20 protein-coding genes are annotated in these 16,183 nt (G+C 66.6%); 12 read left to right on the forward strand and 8 right to left on the reverse strand.

Going from position 1 to position 16,183, the window contains the following annotated elements:
• The first annotated feature begins 74 nt into the window (after positions 1 to 74).
• Genes trpC through IEY28_RS00650 form a run of 4 tightly spaced genes read left to right on the forward strand, consistent with a single transcriptional unit; the run spans position 75 to position 3,833 of the window.
• Positions 75 to 866, forward strand: coding sequence for an indole-3-glycerol phosphate synthase (gene trpC / locus IEY28_RS00635; RefSeq protein WP_188993594.1), 792 nt, complete (start codon positions 75 to 77; stop codon positions 864 to 866).
• On the forward strand, positions 863 to 2,173 hold the full coding sequence (gene trpB / locus IEY28_RS00640) for a tryptophan synthase subunit beta (RefSeq protein ID WP_188993596.1): 1,311 nt from the start codon (positions 863 to 865) through the stop codon (positions 2,171 to 2,173). The genes trpC and trpB overlap by 4 nt, the downstream gene beginning before the upstream one ends.
• Positions 2,173 to 3,003, forward strand: a complete 831-nt coding sequence (trpA, locus tag IEY28_RS00645; protein WP_188993598.1) for a tryptophan synthase subunit alpha — start codon at positions 2,173 to 2,175, stop codon at positions 3,001 to 3,003. The genes trpB and trpA overlap by 1 nt, the downstream gene beginning before the upstream one ends.
• Before the next feature lie 26 nt (positions 3,004 to 3,029).
• The gene (locus IEY28_RS00650) at positions 3,030 to 3,833 is read left to right on the forward strand and encodes a 2-amino-3,7-dideoxy-D-threo-hept-6-ulosonate synthase (RefSeq protein ID WP_166968585.1); all 804 of its coding nucleotides are present in this window, start codon (positions 3,030 to 3,032) and stop codon (positions 3,831 to 3,833) included.
• Here the strand turns inward: IEY28_RS00650 and IEY28_RS00655 are convergent.
• Positions 3,830 to 5,047, reverse strand: a complete 1,218-nt coding sequence (locus tag IEY28_RS00655) for a P-loop NTPase (RefSeq protein ID WP_188993600.1) — start codon at positions 5,045 to 5,047, stop codon at positions 3,830 to 3,832. The genes IEY28_RS00650 and IEY28_RS00655 overlap by 4 nt on opposite strands.
• Positions 5,048 to 5,246: 199 nt before the next feature.
• Here IEY28_RS00655 and IEY28_RS00660 point away from each other — a divergent pair, with 199 nt between their 5' ends.
• Positions 5,247 to 6,413 carry a 3-dehydroquinate synthase II gene (locus tag IEY28_RS00660; RefSeq protein ID WP_188993602.1) on the forward strand — a complete coding sequence of 389 codons (1,167 nt, stop codon included), beginning with the start codon at positions 5,247 to 5,249 and terminating at the stop codon, positions 6,411 to 6,413.
• A gap of 35 nt (positions 6,414 to 6,448) precedes the next feature.
• Here IEY28_RS00660 and IEY28_RS00665 read toward each other — a convergent pair whose 3' ends face one another.
• Both IEY28_RS00665 and IEY28_RS00670 read right to left on the reverse strand, forming a co-directional pair.
• Positions 6,449 to 6,871 carry a zinc ribbon domain-containing protein gene (locus IEY28_RS00665; RefSeq protein WP_188993604.1) on the reverse strand — a complete coding sequence of 141 codons (423 nt, stop codon included), beginning with the start codon at positions 6,869 to 6,871 and terminating at the stop codon, positions 6,449 to 6,451.
• Positions 6,872 to 7,109: 238 nt separating this feature from the next.
• On the reverse strand, positions 7,110 to 7,289 hold the full coding sequence (locus IEY28_RS00670; RefSeq protein ID WP_188993606.1) for a DUF8107 family protein: 180 nt from the start codon (positions 7,287 to 7,289) through the stop codon (positions 7,110 to 7,112).
• 66 nt (positions 7,290 to 7,355) lie between these two features.
• Between IEY28_RS00670 and IEY28_RS00675 the strand changes: the two genes are divergently transcribed.
• The 6 genes from IEY28_RS00675 to IEY28_RS00700 all read left to right on the forward strand — a co-directional run bounded on the left by IEY28_RS00675 (position 7,356) and on the right by IEY28_RS00700 (position 11,729).
• On the forward strand, positions 7,356 to 7,709 hold the full coding sequence (locus IEY28_RS00675) for a hypothetical protein (protein WP_229783057.1): 354 nt from the start codon (positions 7,356 to 7,358) through the stop codon (positions 7,707 to 7,709).
• 11 nt (positions 7,710 to 7,720) lie between these two features.
• A complete protein-coding gene (locus tag IEY28_RS00680; protein WP_310915298.1) occupies positions 7,721 to 8,158 on the forward strand; it encodes an SRPBCC family protein in 438 nt (145 codons plus the stop codon).
• A gap of 80 nt (positions 8,159 to 8,238) precedes the next feature.
• Entirely contained in the window at positions 8,239 to 8,463 is a 225-nt protein-coding gene (locus tag IEY28_RS00685; protein ID WP_188993608.1) for a hypothetical protein, read from the forward strand.
• Between the two features lie 42 nt (positions 8,464 to 8,505).
• Complete coding sequence (locus IEY28_RS00690) at positions 8,506 to 8,802, forward strand: DUF7990 family protein (RefSeq protein ID WP_188993610.1); 297 nt, start codon at positions 8,506 to 8,508, stop codon at positions 8,800 to 8,802.
• Between the two features lies 1 nt (position 8,803).
• Positions 8,804 to 9,775, forward strand: coding sequence for an ArsA family ATPase (locus tag IEY28_RS00695; RefSeq protein WP_188993612.1), 972 nt, complete (start codon positions 8,804 to 8,806; stop codon positions 9,773 to 9,775).
• Positions 9,776 to 9,899: 124 nt separating this feature from the next.
• Positions 9,900 to 11,729 (forward strand): carbon starvation CstA family protein, encoded by a 1,830-nt coding sequence (locus IEY28_RS00700; protein WP_188993615.1) that lies wholly within the window; start codon positions 9,900 to 9,902, stop codon positions 11,727 to 11,729.
• A gap of 66 nt (positions 11,730 to 11,795) precedes the next feature.
• Here IEY28_RS00700 and IEY28_RS00705 read toward each other — a convergent pair whose 3' ends face one another.
• Genes IEY28_RS00705 through IEY28_RS00715 form a run of 3 tightly spaced genes read right to left on the reverse strand, consistent with a single transcriptional unit; the run spans position 11,796 to position 13,416 of the window.
• Positions 11,796 to 12,425 carry a DUF6517 family protein gene (locus tag IEY28_RS00705; RefSeq protein WP_188993617.1) on the reverse strand — a complete coding sequence of 210 codons (630 nt, stop codon included), beginning with the start codon at positions 12,423 to 12,425 and terminating at the stop codon, positions 11,796 to 11,798.
• Complete coding sequence (locus IEY28_RS00710) at positions 12,422 to 13,045, reverse strand: DUF8052 family protein (RefSeq protein WP_229783058.1); 624 nt, start codon at positions 13,043 to 13,045, stop codon at positions 12,422 to 12,424. The genes IEY28_RS00705 and IEY28_RS00710 overlap by 4 nt, the downstream gene beginning before the upstream one ends.
• A complete protein-coding gene (locus IEY28_RS00715) occupies positions 13,042 to 13,416 on the reverse strand; it encodes a cupin domain-containing protein (protein WP_188993619.1) in 375 nt (124 codons plus the stop codon). Before IEY28_RS00715 ends, IEY28_RS00710 begins: the two co-directional genes overlap by 4 nt.
• Before the next feature lie 254 nt (positions 13,417 to 13,670).
• On the opposite strand from IEY28_RS00715, the gene IEY28_RS00720 reads away from it, so the two are divergent.
• A complete protein-coding gene (locus tag IEY28_RS00720; protein WP_166968609.1) occupies positions 13,671 to 13,874 on the forward strand; it encodes a DUF8007 family protein in 204 nt (67 codons plus the stop codon).
• A 92-nt stretch (positions 13,875 to 13,966) separates the two neighbouring features.
• Here the strand turns inward: IEY28_RS00720 and IEY28_RS00725 are convergent, their stop codons facing one another.
• Both IEY28_RS00725 and IEY28_RS00730 read right to left on the reverse strand, forming a co-directional pair.
• Complete coding sequence (locus IEY28_RS00725) at positions 13,967 to 14,656, reverse strand: type I 3-dehydroquinate dehydratase (RefSeq protein ID WP_188993621.1); 690 nt, start codon at positions 14,654 to 14,656, stop codon at positions 13,967 to 13,969.
• A gap of 61 nt (positions 14,657 to 14,717) precedes the next feature.
• Positions 14,718 to 16,124, reverse strand: a complete 1,407-nt coding sequence (locus IEY28_RS00730) for an FAD-dependent oxidoreductase (RefSeq protein ID WP_188993623.1) — start codon at positions 16,122 to 16,124, stop codon at positions 14,718 to 14,720.
• Positions 16,125 to 16,183 lie beyond the last annotated feature (59 nt).

Raw genomic sequence — 16,183 nt, forward strand, 5'->3', positions numbered from 1 at the left:
GGTCGGGTCTTCAAGATTGGCACCCGGCGACGACGGCAACACTTATGTACACTTCTGTACGTTAATGTTCAGTAATGGAATCCGATGCGGGACTGGCACAGGAAGTCGAGTCGATACTCGCGGCGGCACGCGAGCGAGGCGGTGGGGGCGAGCGAGTCGCTGTCGACGCGCGCTCGCTCACCGACGCTTTCGCGGCGGCCGAGGCGGACGGGCGCGTCCCGATTATCGCGGAGGTCAAGCCGACGAGTCCGACCGCCGACGGCGAGCGAACCGACGACCCGGTCGAACTGGCCGAGCAGATGGTCGCCGGCGGCGCGGCGGCCCTGTCGGTGTTGACCGAACCCGACCACTTCGGCGGGTCCGCGAAGACGTTAGAACGGGTCCGCGAGGCCGTCGACGTTCCCGTCCTCCGGAAGGACTTCGTCCTCTACGAGGAACAACTGGACGTCGTCGAGGCCGACGTCCTCCTGCTCATCGTTCGATTTCTGGACGAGGACGGGACCGACGACCTCGAAGACCTCCTCTCGGCGGCCCGCGAACGGGGCTTTCAGGTACTCGTCGAGGCCCACACCGCTGAGGAGGTCGAACGGGCCGTCGACGCCGGGGCGGACGTCGTCGGCGTGAACAACCGCGACCTGGCGAAGTTGGAAGTCGACCTCGAGACGTTCCCACGGGCGGCGACGGCGGCCCCCGATAGCGTCACCCTCATTGCGGAAAGCGGCATAGGGACACCAGAAGACGTCGCACAGATGCGCGCGGCCGGCGCCGACGCACTGCTCGTCGGGTCGGCCATCATGGACCACGGCGGCGATTCGGACGTGGCCGAGAACACGCGGCGACTGACAGACGCGGAGACACAGACATGAGTACTGACGACGCACACGACCCCAAGTTCGGCGAGTACGGCGGACAGTACGTCCCCGAGGCGCTGATGCCGGCTATCGAGGAGTTAGCCGACGCCTACGGACGATACGTACTGGAGAACGAAGACGGCTTCATGGACGAGTTCCGGGAGCGACTGGCGGACTTCGGCGGTCGGCCGACCCCGCTCCAGTACGCCGAGCAACTCTCGGCCCGCTACGACACGGACGTCTATCTCAAACGGGAGGACCTGCTCCACGGCGGCGCGCACAAACTCAACAACGCGCTCGGGCAGGTCCTGCTGGCGAAGTACATGGGCAAAGAGCGCATCATCGCCGAGACGGGCGCCGGACAGCACGGCACCGCGACGGCGATGGCCGCCGCGCATCTGGACATGCCCTGTGAGATATACATGGGCGAGACGGACATCGCCCGCCAGCGACCCAACGTCTTCCGCATGAAGATCAACGGCGCCGAGGTCAACCCCGTCACGGTCGGGCGCGGAACCCTCAAGGAAGCCATCTCGGAGACGATGCGCGACTGGGCGACCACCGTCGAGAACACGCACTACGTCATCGGCAGCATCGTCGGCCCGCACCCGTTCCCGAAGATGGTCCGGGACTTTCAAGCGGTCATCTCCGAGGAGGCCCGCGAACAGGCCATCGAGGAGACCGGCGGCCTCCCCGATTCGGTCGTCGCCTGTGCCGGCGGCGGGTCGAACACGATGGGCGCGTTCGCCGAGTTCGTCGGCGATTCGTCGGTCGACCTCGTGGCCGTCGAGGCCGGCGGCTCCTCGCTCACCGTCGACGAAGCGAAGGGCGTCGCGCCCAACTCCGCGACGCTCTCGACGGGCGACGAGGGCGTCCTCCACGGCGCGCGGACGAAACTCTTGCAGGACTCGGACGGCCAGATTATGGAGTCCCACTCCGTCTCCGCGGGACTGGACTACGCCGGCGTCGGCCCGGAACTGGCCCACCTCGTCGACGAGGGCCGCGTGACGCCGGCCAACGTCGACGACGAGGCGGCGCTCGAAGCCTTCCACCGCCTCTCGCAGGACGAGGGCGTCATCCCGGCGTTGGAGACAGCGCACGCCTTCGGCTACCTGGAGCGCGTGGCGGGGACCGCCACGGACGGTCGAGCGGCGGAGCCGCGAGACGAGCACCACGACGAACTGGGCGACACCGTCGTCGTCAACGTCTCGGGTCGCGGCGACAAGGACCTCGAAACCGTCATCGAGGAGACGAGCAAGCGTGACCTCTCGATTGCGCCGGACATGTCTATCCTGAACCGCGTCGGTGGAGGTGGGATCTGATGGGGCTGGAACGCGCCTTCGCGGACGAACCCGCCTTCGTCCCGTACCTCGCCGCCGGTGACCCGAACTACGAGGACTCGCTGGCGTACGTCGAAGCGCTCGCCGAGGGCGGCGCCGACGTCATCGAACTCGGCCTGCCGTTCTCGGAACCCATCGCCGAGGGGAAGACGATTCAGGACGCCATCGTCCGCTCGCTGGAGTCGGGGATGACCCCCGACCGCTTCTTCGAGTTCGTCGAAGACCTCGACGTGGACGTGCCGCTGGTCTGTATGACCTACTACAACCTCATCTATCAATATGGCAGCGAGGAGGGTCCCCGTCCCTTCGTCGAGAAGGCCGCCGACGTTGGCATCGAGGGGTTCGTCGTCCCGGACCTGCCCGCCGAGGAGGCCGGCCCGCTCCGTGAGGCCTGTGACGAGTTCGGACTGGACCTCGTGTTCATCGTCGCGCCGACGACGCGGGGCGAACGGCTGGAACGGATGATGGAACAGGTCTCCGGTTACGTCTACGTGCAGGCCCGACTGGGTGTCACCGGCGCGCGCGACGACGTCGACGACGCCACGGAGGACTCGCTTGCCCGCCTCTCCGACTGGGACGTGCCCAAAGCCGTCGGGTTCGGCATCAAGACCGGCGACCACGCCGAGGAAATCGTCGCTTCGGGCGCCGACGGCGTCATCGTCGGGTCCGCGCTCGTCGACATCGTCGCCGAGGGCTACGAGCGCGGCGACCCGACCGGGGAGATAGCCGACGAACTGGAACAGTTGGCCCGCGAACTCAAGCAGGGCGCACTTCGCGGGGCACAGAACCGGCCGCAACCGGAACGCACATAATCGCTCTTGCCACACTCTCGCATATCATGAACGCAGGGACACGCGCACGACTCGAACGCATCGGGACAGACGGGCAGTACGTCGTCGTCCCGATGGACCACGGTATCACCATGGGCGCCGTAACGGGGCTCAAAGACATCGAATCGACCATCGACGCCATCACGCGCGGCGGGGCCGACGCCGTCCTCACCCAGCGTGGCATCGCCGACCGCGTCCACCCGAACAAGAACGACGCGGGCTACATCGTCCACCTCAACGGGTCGACGACTATCGGTCCGGACGAGAACGACAAGCGCCGGACCGGGACCGTCGAGGACGCCATCCGCGCCGGCGCCGACGCCGTCTCCTTCCACATCAACGTCGGGAGCAAGTACGAGCGCGAGCAGATCAGCGCACTCTCGGACCTGACAACCGAGGCGTCGAAGTACGGCTTGCCGGTGCTGGCGATGGCCTACGCCCGCGGCCCGGACATCGACCCCGAGGCCGACGACTACAACCAGTACGTCGGCCACGCCGTCCGCCTCGCGGAGGAACTCGGGTCCGACGTCGTGAAGACGGGCTACACCGGCGACGCCGAGAGCTTCCAGCACGTCGTCGAGTCCACGTCGCTCCCGGTGGTCATCGCCGGCGGCGCGAAGGGCACCGACAAGGAAACGCTCGATATGGTTCGCGGCGCGGTGGACGCCGGGGCCGCCGGCGTCTCGATGGGTCGGTCTATCTTCCAGCACGAGGACCCCGAGAAGATCACGCGGGCCGTCGCCAGCGTCGTCCACGACGACGCGGAGGCCGACGACGCCCTCCGTGAGGCCGGCCTCGCCGTCGAAGCCTAGAACCCGAACAGCGACCGTATCTGGGCGCCGAGCGATCTCTCGTTCGCCGTCGACTCCTCGTCATCGTCGTTCATCACGCTCTCTCTTTCGGGGGCGTCCCCCGTCTGCGCTCGCGCCGAGCGGCCGGCCTCGTCCGACTCGGCAGTCGCCGTCTTCGTCACCTCGTCGGTACTCGTCCCGCCGACGGGGGCTGGCCCGCCTGCGTGGTCGTCGTCGGCCACGCCGCTATCGGTCGTCGCCCCTTCTCTCCCCGGTTCCTCGGTTACCGATGCCCGTGGTCGAGTGCCTTCGTCGGTACTCGTCTCGTCGGCGGGCGTGTGCTGTCGGCGCGGTTCTTCGTCCGGTCCCGCCTCGGCGGGGCCGACGGTCGTCTCCCGACCGTACGCTTCGGGTGCGACCGTCCGCCCGGCGGTGGCGTCGTCGGTCTGCCCGGCGTCTCGGGCCGAGTCTGTCCCGGCGGCGTCGACACTGCTGGCCGTCGAGTCGGGCGACGGTGGACCTTCGACCAGTTGCCCCGCTATCTTCCGGTAGGCGATGGCTGCGCCGCTTTTCGGGGCGTTCGAGATCACGGGGAACCCCTTGTCCTGGGAGTGGGGCACGGCGTCGTCTTCGGGGACGTGGCCGAGCAACTCGACGTCGAGGAAGTCGGCGATCCGGTCGGCGCCGGGTGAGGCGCCCGTCCCCGACTTCGTCAAGACGAGGCCACGGACGTCGGTGTCCACACGGTCTGCCAGCTCCAGCGTGTTCCTGACGTTGCGTATCGAGGCCACACGCGGCGTCGAGACGAGTACCACGTCGTCGGCCACCTGTATCGGTCGCATCGTCTCTTCGCTCAGGCCTGCGGGGGTGTCGAGGAGGACCACGTCGTGGTGCCACCGGAGCGTCTCGACGACCTCGGGCAGTCGGTCGAGGTCCGTTCCGGCGTACCCCGCGAGGTCAGTCCCGCTCGGAACCACTGAGAGGTCGGTGTCTGTCTCGTAGATGGCTGCTTTCGCGTCGGCCTCGCCGGCGAGGACGTCGTGGAGCGTCGTCGCCTCGCTCACGTCGATGTCGATCTCGAGAAAGTCCACGAGGTTCGCCATCGCGAGGTCCAGTTCGACCGTGACTGTCGAGTAGCCGGTCTGGGCCAGTGCCGCCCCGAGGTTGATGCTCGTCGTGGTTTTCCCCACTCCACCCTTTGCCCCAGCGACCGTGTAGACGCGGTTGTCGATCATGCTACCACATAACGAGATAGTGTTGCGTATACAATCTATCAATCAGATGTATAATTCTATCGGTCACATTGTCACGTGCGATATTCGTAGCGGCCGGCCCCTCGGGTAGCGGACGCCGGTCGTGTCGCTTCGAGCGGTCACCGGCGCGTCGCCTGCAGGTTCCGCCACGTTCAAGCCCCACCGTTGCGGACGTGGCGGTATGACACGAAGCGTGTGGCTCAAAGCCGACGACGAAGTCGGTGACTGGGAGACGCGAAAGCGGCGTATCACCGCCGGCCTCGAAGCCGGCGTCGACTGGGTACTGGTAGACGAAGCCGACGTAGAACGGGTGCAGGACCTCGGAGCCGTCAACGTCGCCGCCTTCTCGAACGGCGACGTCCACGTCATGGACGCCGAGGGCGACGACTCCGACGCCGACGCGACTATCGTCGGCAAGGACGGCGAAGGCGACGGGACCGTCGACCTCCCCTCTGATTTCTCTGGATCTGCCGACCTCTCGGCGCTCCGTCAGAACGGTGCCGGTCCCGAGGGCGGATACGTCCGCATCTTCGACGAGGACTACGAGGCCTTCGCCGAAGCGGTAGCCACCGAGGCCGACTACACAATCGTCGTCAGCGAGAACTGGCAGATAATTCCACTCGAGAACCTCATCGCTCGGGTCGGCGAGGAGACGGACCTCATCGCCGGGGTCACCTCCGCCGAGGACGCCCGCACCGCCTACGAGACGCTCGAACGGGGGGCGGACGGCGTGTTACTCGACACCGACGACGTCGACGAGATCCGCAAGACCGTCGAGGTCCGCGACGAGGTGGGTCGCGAACGGCTCGAACTGGAGTACGCCGAGGTCACTGCCATCGAACAGACCGGCTCTGCCGACAGGGTCTGTATCGATACGGGCAACCTGATGGAACACGACGAGGGGATGCTCGTCGGGTCGATGGCGCGCGGTCTCTTCTTCGTCCACGCCGAAACCGCGGAGTCGCCGTACGTCGCCTCGCGGCCGTTTAGAGTCAACGCTGGAGCGGTCCACGCCTACGTCCGCACGCCCGACGGCGGGACGAAGTACCTCTCGGAACTGCAGTCCGGCGACGAGGTCCAGATAGTCGACGCCGAGGGCCACACGCGCGAAGCCATCGTCGGCCGCGCGAAGATAGAGAAGCGCCCGATGTTCCGGATACAGGCCGAAACCGAGGACGGCGACCGCATCGAAACGTTGCTGCAGAACGCAGAGACCATCAAGGTCCACACCCGCGACGGTCGCACCGCCGTCACCGACCTCGAACCGGGCGACGAGATTCTCGTCCACTACGAGGACACGGCGACGCACTTCGGCGAGAAGATAGAAGAGAGCATCATCGAGAAGTAAACGGCCGACCGCTCACCGTCGGCACGGCACCCGTCCTACTGTTCTGCGCCCGCCTGCGGCCGGTCGAGTTCTGTCGTACACCAGTGACAGAAGTCGATGTCCTCGTCCAGTTCCTTCCCGCAGTTTGGGCACTTCGCGCCCGCTACGATTTCCGTGGCCTCGTTCTCCCGGGTGGCCATCAGGTACGCGTCGGCCATCGAGAGCGCCCTGATAGCCAGCAGCGCCACGGCCACTTCGACCGGGAGGGCCTCAGAGACGGCGAGTACGTTGTCGACGGTGAACCCGTCCTGAAGCGGTGCCACCACCTCGTCACCGATGAGCAACGTCGACGTGCTGACGACGAGGCCGAACCAGAGAACCGCACGGAGCCACTCCCGCAGGTAGACGTGTCCCAACCCGGGATAGAGCAGGGCGAGCGTCGCGGCGAGCCACGGCCGCTTTCGCCCAGTATCAGTCATATTCCGAACGTCGGTGGCACACTCCCCTATATCTTCCGAACTACTGAGGTGTCAGCGAGCAGTGTATCGGTTTGTGTTGCCAGCGCGCCGTCGCACCAGCGGGTACCCGCCGCGCCGATACGTGGTGTCTCGTCGCTGGCCGACTGGCTGGCGTGACTCATACTGGTGGCTGTAACAAACTGAAGTAATTCGCCACCTCGGGGTGGCGAATATCTTTACGAACTTACAGCCACCAGTATCAGCGAAGCACGAGGAGATACGTCAGTACCGCCAGCGCAAGCGCCGTCGTGGCGACGCTTCGAAGTGTGAACGACGCGAGGTCGAAGAAGCTCAGCCCCCAGACGACGACGGTACTGAACGCGAGCGAGAGGAGGAGATCCAACACCAGCAGCACACGGATGTCTCCGTCGGATGCCATACCCCTCTGTGGGGGCTGGGGCGGTCTTATTTGTGTGGATTAGTTGTTGACGATCTGTCTAGATAGATGGGTTCATATTCCGCCTGTCCGAAGGATGCGGTGATGCTCCACAACCGCGAGGGCACTCCAGTCGACCCGGTCCCGTTCCTCGTCGTGAGCGGGCTCGGGTTCGCCGTGAGTTTCTCCTTTGGCCCCATCTACGCCATGGAACTGGGGGCCTCGTTCCCGGTAGCCCTCGCCGTCGCGGCCGCGGTGACCGGCCTGACGTCCGCCGTCGCCTACCACCGCTACGTCTGGACAGAGCGGCCGTCCCTCAGGGGAGAGATACCCGCCGAGGCGCGGTTCAGGCGACTCCTCTACGGCGTCGTCGGGGGCTTTCTGGCCGTCGCGGCGCTCGCCTTGCCCCTCGTTGCCCAGTAGCCCGTGGAACTATGGCAGGCGGCGGCGACAGCACTGCCATGCGCGAGGTCGTCCAGACGCGGTTCGTAGACGCGACGCCGGCCGAACTCGAACGCGTGCTCTCGCCGTCGACCGTCCTCGAAGCCGAGGGGACCTTCACAGTCGTGGCGACAGCGGACACCGACGAGGGACAGCGAGTCACGGCCCGCGGCGGTGGGATGGAGGCGGTGTTCGAGTTCGAGGACCGCGCTGACGGACTCCACTACCGACAGGTCGGCGAACAGGGGCCGTTCGAGGCGATGGAGACGACGCTGACGTACGTAGCGCGGGACCACGGCAGCGACGTGACGGTCCGGTCGTCGGTCGGTCTCGGACTGCCCCTCGCCTCGCTGACCGACCGCATCGCCGCCTGGAAGCGGCGCGGCGAACTCGACCGGATGCTGGACGGACTGGCCGACAGCGTCGCCTGACGGCCGGCCGCGCGGCGGTTGTGCGTCGGGGCCACAATCCTACACGAACGTTTATGTCCATCACGTGGGTACGTCGACCCATGAGTATCCTGACGACGGTCAAGGAGGTGCTACGGGCGTCGACGCAGTCGGCGAACCGCGGCGACGTCACCGAGGAGATGTCGCAGGGTGCCTACTGGTGTGACGACTGTAACGAACGGATTCGAGACGTCGACGTCGAGGGAGCGGGGACTCCGAACTGCCCGACCTGCGGAGACGAGATGCGGTTCGAGCGGTCACAGGGGTCGACTGGGTGTGCGTGCTGACCGGCGGAACACGTATCTGGGACGCGCCTGCTACCAATACCCATGAACGTAGATGAACGAATTCGGGCCTACCTCGATACTGTAGAGGAGTGGTTGCACGGCCTCTATCACGGGATGATAGAGCACCCGTCCTTCGAGAAGATAGAGAAGGAAGCCGAGGACACGGCGGACGTGTTCATGTTCGCCTGTTTCGCCGACGCCTTCGGTATCCCGAGTCCCGTCTCCTACTACACGGCCGAACTCCTCCCGTACCTGACCGACGAGTTCGTCCAGTGGGAACGGCGGATGTGGGACCGTCAGTCGTACATCGAACGCAAGGGCCAGCAGTATCACTTCTAACATGAACAAGTTCGTCTTCTTCGGCGGGAAAGGCGGCGTCGGCAAGACGACCGTCTCCAGCGCCTACGGACTGAAGTGCGCTCGCGACGGTCTTCGGACCTTGCTGGTCTCGACGGACCCGGCCCACAGCACTTCGGACGTCTTCGACCAGCAGTTCGACGACGACCCGAAACCCGTCGAGGGCCACGAGGACCTCTTCGCGATGGAACTGGACCCCGACGAGGAGGTCCAGCGCCACATGCGGGAGATAAAGTCGACGATGTCGGATCAGGTGAGTCCGGCCATCGTCAACGAGATCGACCGCCAGATAGAGTTGGCCCACCGGACGCCCGGGGCCTACGAGGCGGCGCTGTTCGACCGGTTCATCGACGTGATGCGAAACAGCGACGAGTACGACAGGGTCGTCTTCGACACCTCGCCGACCGGCGGGACGCTCCGACTGCTCGCACTCCCGGAGTTCCTCGAATCGTGGATAGAGCGACTCACGGCCAAGCGCAAGGAGAGCGTCGACCTCTTCGAGAAGGCCGCTATCGGGGACAAGGAGGCCCGACAGAAACTGAAAGAGGACCCCATCATCCGCCGACTCACGGAACGCAAGGAGATGTTCGAGTTCGCCGGCGAGACGCTACGCGAGGAGTCGGCGTTCTACCTCGTGTTGAACCCGGACGAACTCTCTATCGAGGAGTCCCGCCGTGCCATCGACGACTTGACCGACGCGAACCTGACGGTCGGCGGCCTCGTCGTCAACAAGGTCGCACCGGCACCGGACGACGACGAGACCGGCAAAGGCGCGACGTATCTGCGGGAACGGCACCGGACCGAACAGGACCGACTCGAACGGATCCACTCGGAGTTCGACCAACCGGTCGTCGCCGTCATCGAACAGCGCGTCTCCGAAATCAAGGGCGACCTCCTCGCGGAGGTCACCGAGGAACTCGGCATCGAGACGGCCGCGTCCCCGCCACAGGCATGACCATTCCGGGCGGTCCGACGGGGCCGGCGTAGCCACTGCTCGGTTTCTCTCTGGCGATTCCGACCCCAATTGTCCACAATTATTAAATACTTTTTGCCCACAGATACGGATGAGGGTAGACAACATGGTACAAGTACTGTGGCTCGTCGTCGCGACGCTCCTCACGTTCAGCGTAGGATACCTCGGGTATTCGCGGTATCTCGCACAGTTCGTCGAACTGAGCGACGAAAACACGACACCGGCACACAAGTACGAGGACGGACAGGAGTACGTCCCCTCGAAGAAACCGGTGTTGCTGGGACATCACTACTCCAGCATCGCCGGGGGTGCGCCCATCGTCGGGCCCATCACGGCCGGCGTCGTCTGGGGGTGGGCCCCGGCGCTGCTGTGGATCGCCATCGGCAACCCGCTGATGGGTAGCGTTCACGACTTCGTCTCGCTGTCGGGGAGTCTCCGACACGAGGGGAAGTCCATCGGCTACATCATCGGCGAATACGTCGGCGAACGGGGCAAGAAGATGTTGCTGTGGTTCGCGTTCCTCACGATCATTCTCGTGGTGGCGGTGTTCGCACTCGTCGTCGCCATCGTGTTCAACGCCTATCCGCAGGCCGCGACGGCGAGTTTCGTGTACATCGCGCTGGCGCTGGTGTTCGGGGTCTACCTCTACCAGCTAGACCTCCCGTTCATCCCGGGGACCGCCGTCTTCGTCGCCGCAGTCTTCGGCGGCGTGTGGGTCGGCCTCAACTTCCCCATCGCACTGTTCCCGGCCGCCGAGGGCTCCTCGTACGTGGCTGGAACGACTGTTCTGTTCGGGTCGGGACTGGCGTCGATAGTGCCCGCGGCGGGCACGCTCGGTGCCAACACCGCCGGTTGGATTCCGGTCATCCTGCTGTATGCGGCCATCGCGTCGGTGCTCCCGGTGTGGATGTTGCTCCAACCGCGTGACTTCCTCTCGTCGTTCCTGCTGTATGCGGGGGTCGGCGGGGCGCTGCTGGCGGTCATCGTCGGGACGTTGCTCGGGACGTCCGCGGAACCGCTGGTCATCGAACTCGAAGCGTACTACGGCTTCATGGGGACGGCGGGCCTGCCGCTGTTCCCGCTGCTGTTCGTGACGATCGCGTGTGGGACCATCAGCGGCTTCCACTCGCTGGTCTCTTCGGGGACCACTGCGAAGCAACTGAACAAGGAATCAGACGCCCGCCCCATCGGCTACGGCGGCATGCTCGGTGAGGGGCTCCTCGCGACAGTCGCACTCGGCACCGTCGCCGTCGCCGGCGTCACGGCTGGTGGTGGCATCGGCCGTGCCCTGCCGAACTTCGCGTCGGGCGGCGCCGTCATGCTGACGAGTTTCGGCATTCCACAGCAGGTCGGTGCCGTGTTCATGGCGCTCGTGCTCGTTAGTTTCCTGCTGACCTCGACCGACACGGCGGTCCGACTCGGGCGCTACATGGCCGAGGAAATCGTCGGTACGCCCGACGCCGAGTCGACCGTCGTGCGACAGGCACAGGAGGTCGGCATCAACCGCTACAGTAACGCCGCTATCCAGTGTCTCGTCGCCTACGCGCTGGTCGCCAGCGGGTCGTGGGCGAGCCTCTGGCCCCTGTTCGGCGGCGCGAACCAGTTGCTTGCCGCGCTGGCACTGCTGACCGCGACGGTGTGGCTGGCCAACTGGGACGACGACAAACAGCTCATCAGCACCGGCGTGCCGATGGCGCTGATGACCGTCATCACCGTCTGTGCGCTGTTGTACCTCTCGCTGTACCAGAACCTGTACCTCCAGTTCATCCAGGGCGGCTTCGCCGAGGGTGCGGGTATCTTCGCACGCATCTCGGTGGCCGTCCAAATCGTGCTGGCACTGGTGTTGGTCGGCCTCGCGCTCTCGCTGGTCTGGATCGGCTACAAGAACATCCGGACCGTGCGCGAACGGCCCGGTGCCGCCCCGGCAGACGACTGAAGCCCGCTCCAGCGGCGTCGGCGACGCGCCGACCGCCGTTCGGAGACGACGCCTCGCAGTACTTTTTCAGTGCGTGACGCCAGCGACGACCCGCTTGACTCGCTCGTGGTCGGCCACCGAGCGCGGGGCGACGGCGACGACGGTGACGAACTCGTCGCCGTCGCGCACCGACGCGACCGTGACGACCACCCGGGTCGACTTGCCGTCGTAGGTCGCGACGCCGGTGTCGGTCCGGGCCACCGTCTCGTTGCCGAGCAATCGAACCGTCGCGTTCTCGCCCCGTGTCAGCGACTCGACGGCGTAGGTCGACTGGAGGTAGCCCACGAGGTCGGCCGTCGAGAGCGTGTCCAGCGGGTTCCGAACGGTGGGCTGGTTCTCGACCGGTCGGACGGCCGGCGCCGTGGCGACGAGGAGGAGTGCGGGGCCGCTGTCGGTCCCGCGCCGGTAGGTCGCGATGGGCGTCGTCGCCGTCACCGGTCGCTCGGCGTCGAGTTGCACGTCACCGCTGATGACGGACTGGACCGTCGTGTTGAGCGTCCTGTTGGTCGTCCCGACGTACTCGTACCCGGTGCCGTCGAGGGCATTTGTGTCTACCGCCGCCGGTGACCCAGCGGCGACCACGCGCGACGGGCCGCCGGAACACCCTGCCAGTGCGACGACGGCGACGAGAGCGAGGGCGACGACCGGTCGAGTCATCCCAGCCAGGCCCGAAGCCGACCCAGCAGCCCGCTCGGTCCCGCTTCGAGGTCACGCCAGAGTTCGAAGGCGGCGGTCACGTCAGCCTCCGTACTCCCGACGGCGTCCTCGCGATCGGGGGCGACGACGGCGAGGTTCACTTCGTAGGCACCGTAGTAGCCGTACTTCAGCAGCGTCCGGTCGCGGAACCCGTCGACGTACGACCGCACGTTCTCGGGGACGTCCGGGACGACGAGGACGAACGTGAAGTCCGTCCCCTGATGCTCCTCACTCGGTTCTATCCACTCCTCGGCGAGGTCGTGCCCCAACTCGACGAGTGCGTCGAGGTCGGCTTCCGAGACGCCGTCGGCCCGCCGGACGAACAGGTGTTCGACCGTCTCGTAGTTGGCCCAGTTGATGGACTGGTGGAGGAACTGCTTTTGGCTCTCGACGTACAGGCGGCCGTACATCTCGAAGCGCTCCCCGCCTGCCGCGTAGTCCCGCTGGAGGTCGTAGTTGAACTTCAGGCGGTCGGCGACGCGCTGGAGATACTCGTCGTCCCACGAGGGCAACTCCGCCTCCGCCTCGGCCACCGTCTCGGGCGCGTCCGCCGGCCGGTGAGTGTCGTCAGATTCGCTCATCCGTCTGGGTCGTACGGATGGACGTCGTCGACGGACGGCGCACCGACGACGAACGCCCGGGCTGGTTCAGTGGCGGCGTCCGGATTGTACGCTCGCTGTGGGCTGTCGGGTTCGACGACGAACACCTCGTCGGCCCCCACTTCGAACGTCTCGTCCGGCGTCTCGACGTGGAGGGTGCCCGAGAGTACGTAGAACACCTCTTCCTGGTCGTCGTGGTAGTGATAAGCCAGCGGAATCTGCTCGCCGGGTGCCACTTCGTAGACGTTCGCAGCCATCTGTTCTAGCCCTGCGACGTCGCCTAGGGCCCGCTTGACGCATGGCCGGTCTGGCGTGGCGCTCACGTCGCCGGGCATAATGTGATGATACCCCATACCGCACACTCGTCGGCGATCCACCTAAAACGTCTGCCCGGAGACGACGCGGCCCGCCGTGTCGACGTTCGCACAGAACCCGACGACGACCGGTTGGCGTCACCACTGAACGCAGTGGTCGGCGCTACCCACGCAGACGAGTTCCGAGGCCGAACCGAGGCAGTTGACACACCGACCGCTCGCTGACGGGTCCCCGCGAGCCACGCACAGCGGCAACCTTTATTCGTCTCTCCCGGCAATTATCACGGTATATCATGGGCAAAGAGACAGAGACCTGCGGTCGGTGTAGCATGACCACCGTCGTAGACGTCTCGGACGGCGACGGGTCCAGTGCGTTCGGCAGCGAGCGCATCGAGGTGTCCGACGACGAGGCTCGGGCCGTCTCACCCGCCGCGTGGCTGTCGGGCGTCAAGCGCCGCCTCGACGACGTGGCGACGCGGCTGACCTACGGCCGGTAGCATCCTGCTTTCCAGTCACCGCCGACGCCTTCGACCGGCGAGAGACCAGCGGCCCGGTCCACTGAGCGACACCGCCAGCGTTCGAACGTCGGTCACTTCTTGCTCTGTAACTGCTCGACGAGCGAACGCAGGGTCGCGAGGTCGTACTGCCCGGGGGCCGTCGCTTCGTCCGGGTCGACCGGCGCGTAGCCGATGAGAGAGCCATAGAGCGGCGCGACGGCCCGCGAATGTCGGCCGGCCTCGCCCATACACATCGTCGCCACCCGTTCGTCGGCAGCCGATAGCGCACGGGTCGCGCCGAGCATCGCGAGGACGTCGTCGGGCGAGTGGGCTGTCGACGCCATCTTCCCCACGTCCCCGTACTCACAGGCCCGCGCAAGTCGGTCTTCGATGGCCGCCCGGTCCGGCGTCGCCTCGAAGTCGTGCGTCGAGACGACGACGGACGCGCCGTGGTCGCGGGCGTGGTCGGCCACCCGGCCGGCGTCGTGGTCGCCAGCACCGTCGAGCGCCGCGAGTTCGAGGTCAACCGCCGTCACCGAGTCGTACTCGACGGCGCGTTCCAGCGCGTCGAGTCGGGCGGCGTCGTCGGGCGCTTCGCCGCCCTCCCACCCGACGCGGTTGGTCACGAGGACCGGCAGGTCGCCGTCGTAGGCGTCGAGCTGGCCCAGCGGGTCCTCGGCGAAGTCCATGCGGAGTTCGACGCCGTCGGCGTCTTCGCGGGCCGCCGGTTCCATCGAGAGGTCCGACCCGGCCGCCAGTAGCGTGAACGAGGTGAAGTCCATACCCGGTGTTCGGCGGAGACGGAGTAAAAAGACGACGCCTCCGTGGCGGTCCCGCAGGCGGCTACGGGCGTCCCCAGTGCCCGCTCGCGAACGGCCGCGTCGAGAGCGTCTCGACGTCCGACCGGGTCGGCTTGAGGACGCGCCACGCCGTCGTCGGCCGCAGCAGCGTGCTCGGCGGCGTCTCCATCATGAACACGCGCACCAGCGCCTCGCGCAGGCGCCAGTCCGAGTGGGCCTGCCGCATCAGGCGCGCGATGTATCGGTTGAACAGGTCGGTGCCGCGGGGTTTCGGACCGGTCGTCGCCGGGAACTCGAAGTCCCCGCCGACTGCGATCGACCACGGCACGTCGACGATCGGTTCGACCGCCTCGAAGAACCGCAGTCCGAACCCGGTGTCCTCGGCCGACGCCAGCGTGTGGTGGAGCACGAGCGCCTCGAGGGCCGCGACCGACATCCCCTGCCCGTAGATGGGGTTGAAACTGCACAGCGCGTCGCCGGTGACGACGAGGCCGTCCGGGAACCGGTCGAGGGCCTCGAAGCGGCGGCGTCGGTTAGAGGGGAACGGGTAGTGGGCGACGTCGGCCTCGGTCAGCTCCTGTTCGTCGACTATCTCGGCCAGTTCGGGCACCGGGAGGGTGGCGGCGAACGCACGCAGTTCGGCCGGGTCGGTCGGCGGGTGGTCGCCGTGGACGCCCGCGAACGTCGCCACCCAGTGGCCGTCCTCGACCGGGAAGACGCCGGCCCCGCGGGTGCGTGGCGGGTCCGGCGGCACGAAGAAGGCCCGGTGGTCGCCGATCGGTCGCTCGGCGCTGATGGTGCTGTAGGCGATGTCGATGTGGACCTCGTCGACGGGGGGTGACTCGTAGCCGTTGTCACCGAGCCACGCCGCCGTCTGACTCGTCCTGCCGGTCGCGTCGACCACGAGGTCGGCCGCCACCTCGTCGCGGCCGCCGTCGTCTCGCAGTTCGACGCCGGTGACCGCCGTGCCGTCCCTGTTCGTCAGGTAGTCGACCTGCCGGCACTCGGTCCTGAGCGTGACGCTGTCGACGGCGGCGAGACGTCGACGGACCACCTGTTCGAGCAGCGGGCGGGTCGCGGAGTACATCGGCATGCGCGTCTCTCCGTCCGCGAGGAAGCCGCCCTTCTCGTAGTGTTGAAAGTCGCTCATGGTGTCGACGAGCAGGCCGCCGGCCGACAGGAGTTCCTTGCTGTAGCCCGGGAACAGGTCCTCGAGGGTGGCCCGGCCGGCCTCCTGGAGCGCGTGGACGTGGTCGCCTTGCGGCACGCCGCGGCGAGTAGTCGGTTCGTCCGGGAGCGAATCATGCTCGACGACCGTCACCGACTCGAAGCCGTCCGCCAGCACGCGCCCCGCCAGCAACCCCGCCATGCTCGCACCGACGACTACCGCGTGGTCTCCGACGGTGTCGACCGCGTCGCGGTCGTATCTGGGTACGGTTGTCAGGGTCATCGCAGGTATCCCCACTGTCCTGTTCTCACCTCGGCGTGTTAACAATTAGCGCGATACTC

Source organism: Haloarcula pellucida (assembly GCF_014647235.1).
Lineage (GTDB): Archaea > Halobacteriota > Halobacteria > Halobacteriales > Haloarculaceae > Haloarcula > Haloarcula pellucida.

Excerpts from the sequence above, each read along its gene's own strand:
- trpC (WP_188993594.1), top strand. The coding sequence starts at position 75 with ATGGAATCCGATGCGGGACTGGCACAGGAAGTCGAGTCGATACTCGCG.
- trpB (WP_188993596.1), top strand. The coding sequence starts at position 863 with ATGAGTACTGACGACGCACACGACCCCAAGTTCGGCGAGTACGGCGGA.
- trpA (WP_188993598.1), top strand. The coding sequence starts at position 2,173 with ATGGGGCTGGAACGCGCCTTCGCGGACGAACCCGCCTTCGTCCCGTAC.
- IEY28_RS00650 (WP_166968585.1), top strand. The coding sequence starts at position 3,030 with ATGAACGCAGGGACACGCGCACGACTCGAACGCATCGGGACAGACGGG.
- IEY28_RS00655 (WP_188993600.1), bottom strand. The coding sequence starts at position 5,047 with ATGATCGACAACCGCGTCTACACGGTCGCTGGGGCAAAGGGTGGAGTG.
- IEY28_RS00660 (WP_188993602.1), top strand. The coding sequence starts at position 5,247 with ATGACACGAAGCGTGTGGCTCAAAGCCGACGACGAAGTCGGTGACTGG.
- IEY28_RS00665 (WP_188993604.1), bottom strand. The coding sequence starts at position 6,871 with ATGACTGATACTGGGCGAAAGCGGCCGTGGCTCGCCGCGACGCTCGCC.
- IEY28_RS00670 (WP_188993606.1), bottom strand. The coding sequence starts at position 7,289 with ATGGCATCCGACGGAGACATCCGTGTGCTGCTGGTGTTGGATCTCCTC.
- IEY28_RS00675 (WP_229783057.1), top strand. The coding sequence starts at position 7,356 with ATGGGTTCATATTCCGCCTGTCCGAAGGATGCGGTGATGCTCCACAAC.
- IEY28_RS00680 (WP_310915298.1), top strand. The coding sequence starts at position 7,721 with ATGGCAGGCGGCGGCGACAGCACTGCCATGCGCGAGGTCGTCCAGACG.
- IEY28_RS00685 (WP_188993608.1), top strand. The coding sequence starts at position 8,239 with ATGAGTATCCTGACGACGGTCAAGGAGGTGCTACGGGCGTCGACGCAG.
- IEY28_RS00690 (WP_188993610.1), top strand. The coding sequence starts at position 8,506 with ATGAACGTAGATGAACGAATTCGGGCCTACCTCGATACTGTAGAGGAG.
- IEY28_RS00695 (WP_188993612.1), top strand. The coding sequence starts at position 8,804 with ATGAACAAGTTCGTCTTCTTCGGCGGGAAAGGCGGCGTCGGCAAGACG.
- IEY28_RS00700 (WP_188993615.1), top strand. The coding sequence starts at position 9,900 with ATGGTACAAGTACTGTGGCTCGTCGTCGCGACGCTCCTCACGTTCAGC.
- IEY28_RS00705 (WP_188993617.1), bottom strand. The coding sequence starts at position 12,425 with ATGACTCGACCGGTCGTCGCCCTCGCTCTCGTCGCCGTCGTCGCACTG.
- IEY28_RS00710 (WP_229783058.1), bottom strand. The coding sequence starts at position 13,045 with ATGAGCGAATCTGACGACACTCACCGGCCGGCGGACGCGCCCGAGACG.
- IEY28_RS00715 (WP_188993619.1), bottom strand. The coding sequence starts at position 13,416 with ATGGGGTATCATCACATTATGCCCGGCGACGTGAGCGCCACGCCAGAC.
- IEY28_RS00720 (WP_166968609.1), top strand. The coding sequence starts at position 13,671 with ATGGGCAAAGAGACAGAGACCTGCGGTCGGTGTAGCATGACCACCGTC.
- IEY28_RS00725 (WP_188993621.1), bottom strand. The coding sequence starts at position 14,656 with ATGGACTTCACCTCGTTCACGCTACTGGCGGCCGGGTCGGACCTCTCG.
- IEY28_RS00730 (WP_188993623.1), bottom strand. The coding sequence starts at position 16,124 with ATGACCCTGACAACCGTACCCAGATACGACCGCGACGCGGTCGACACC.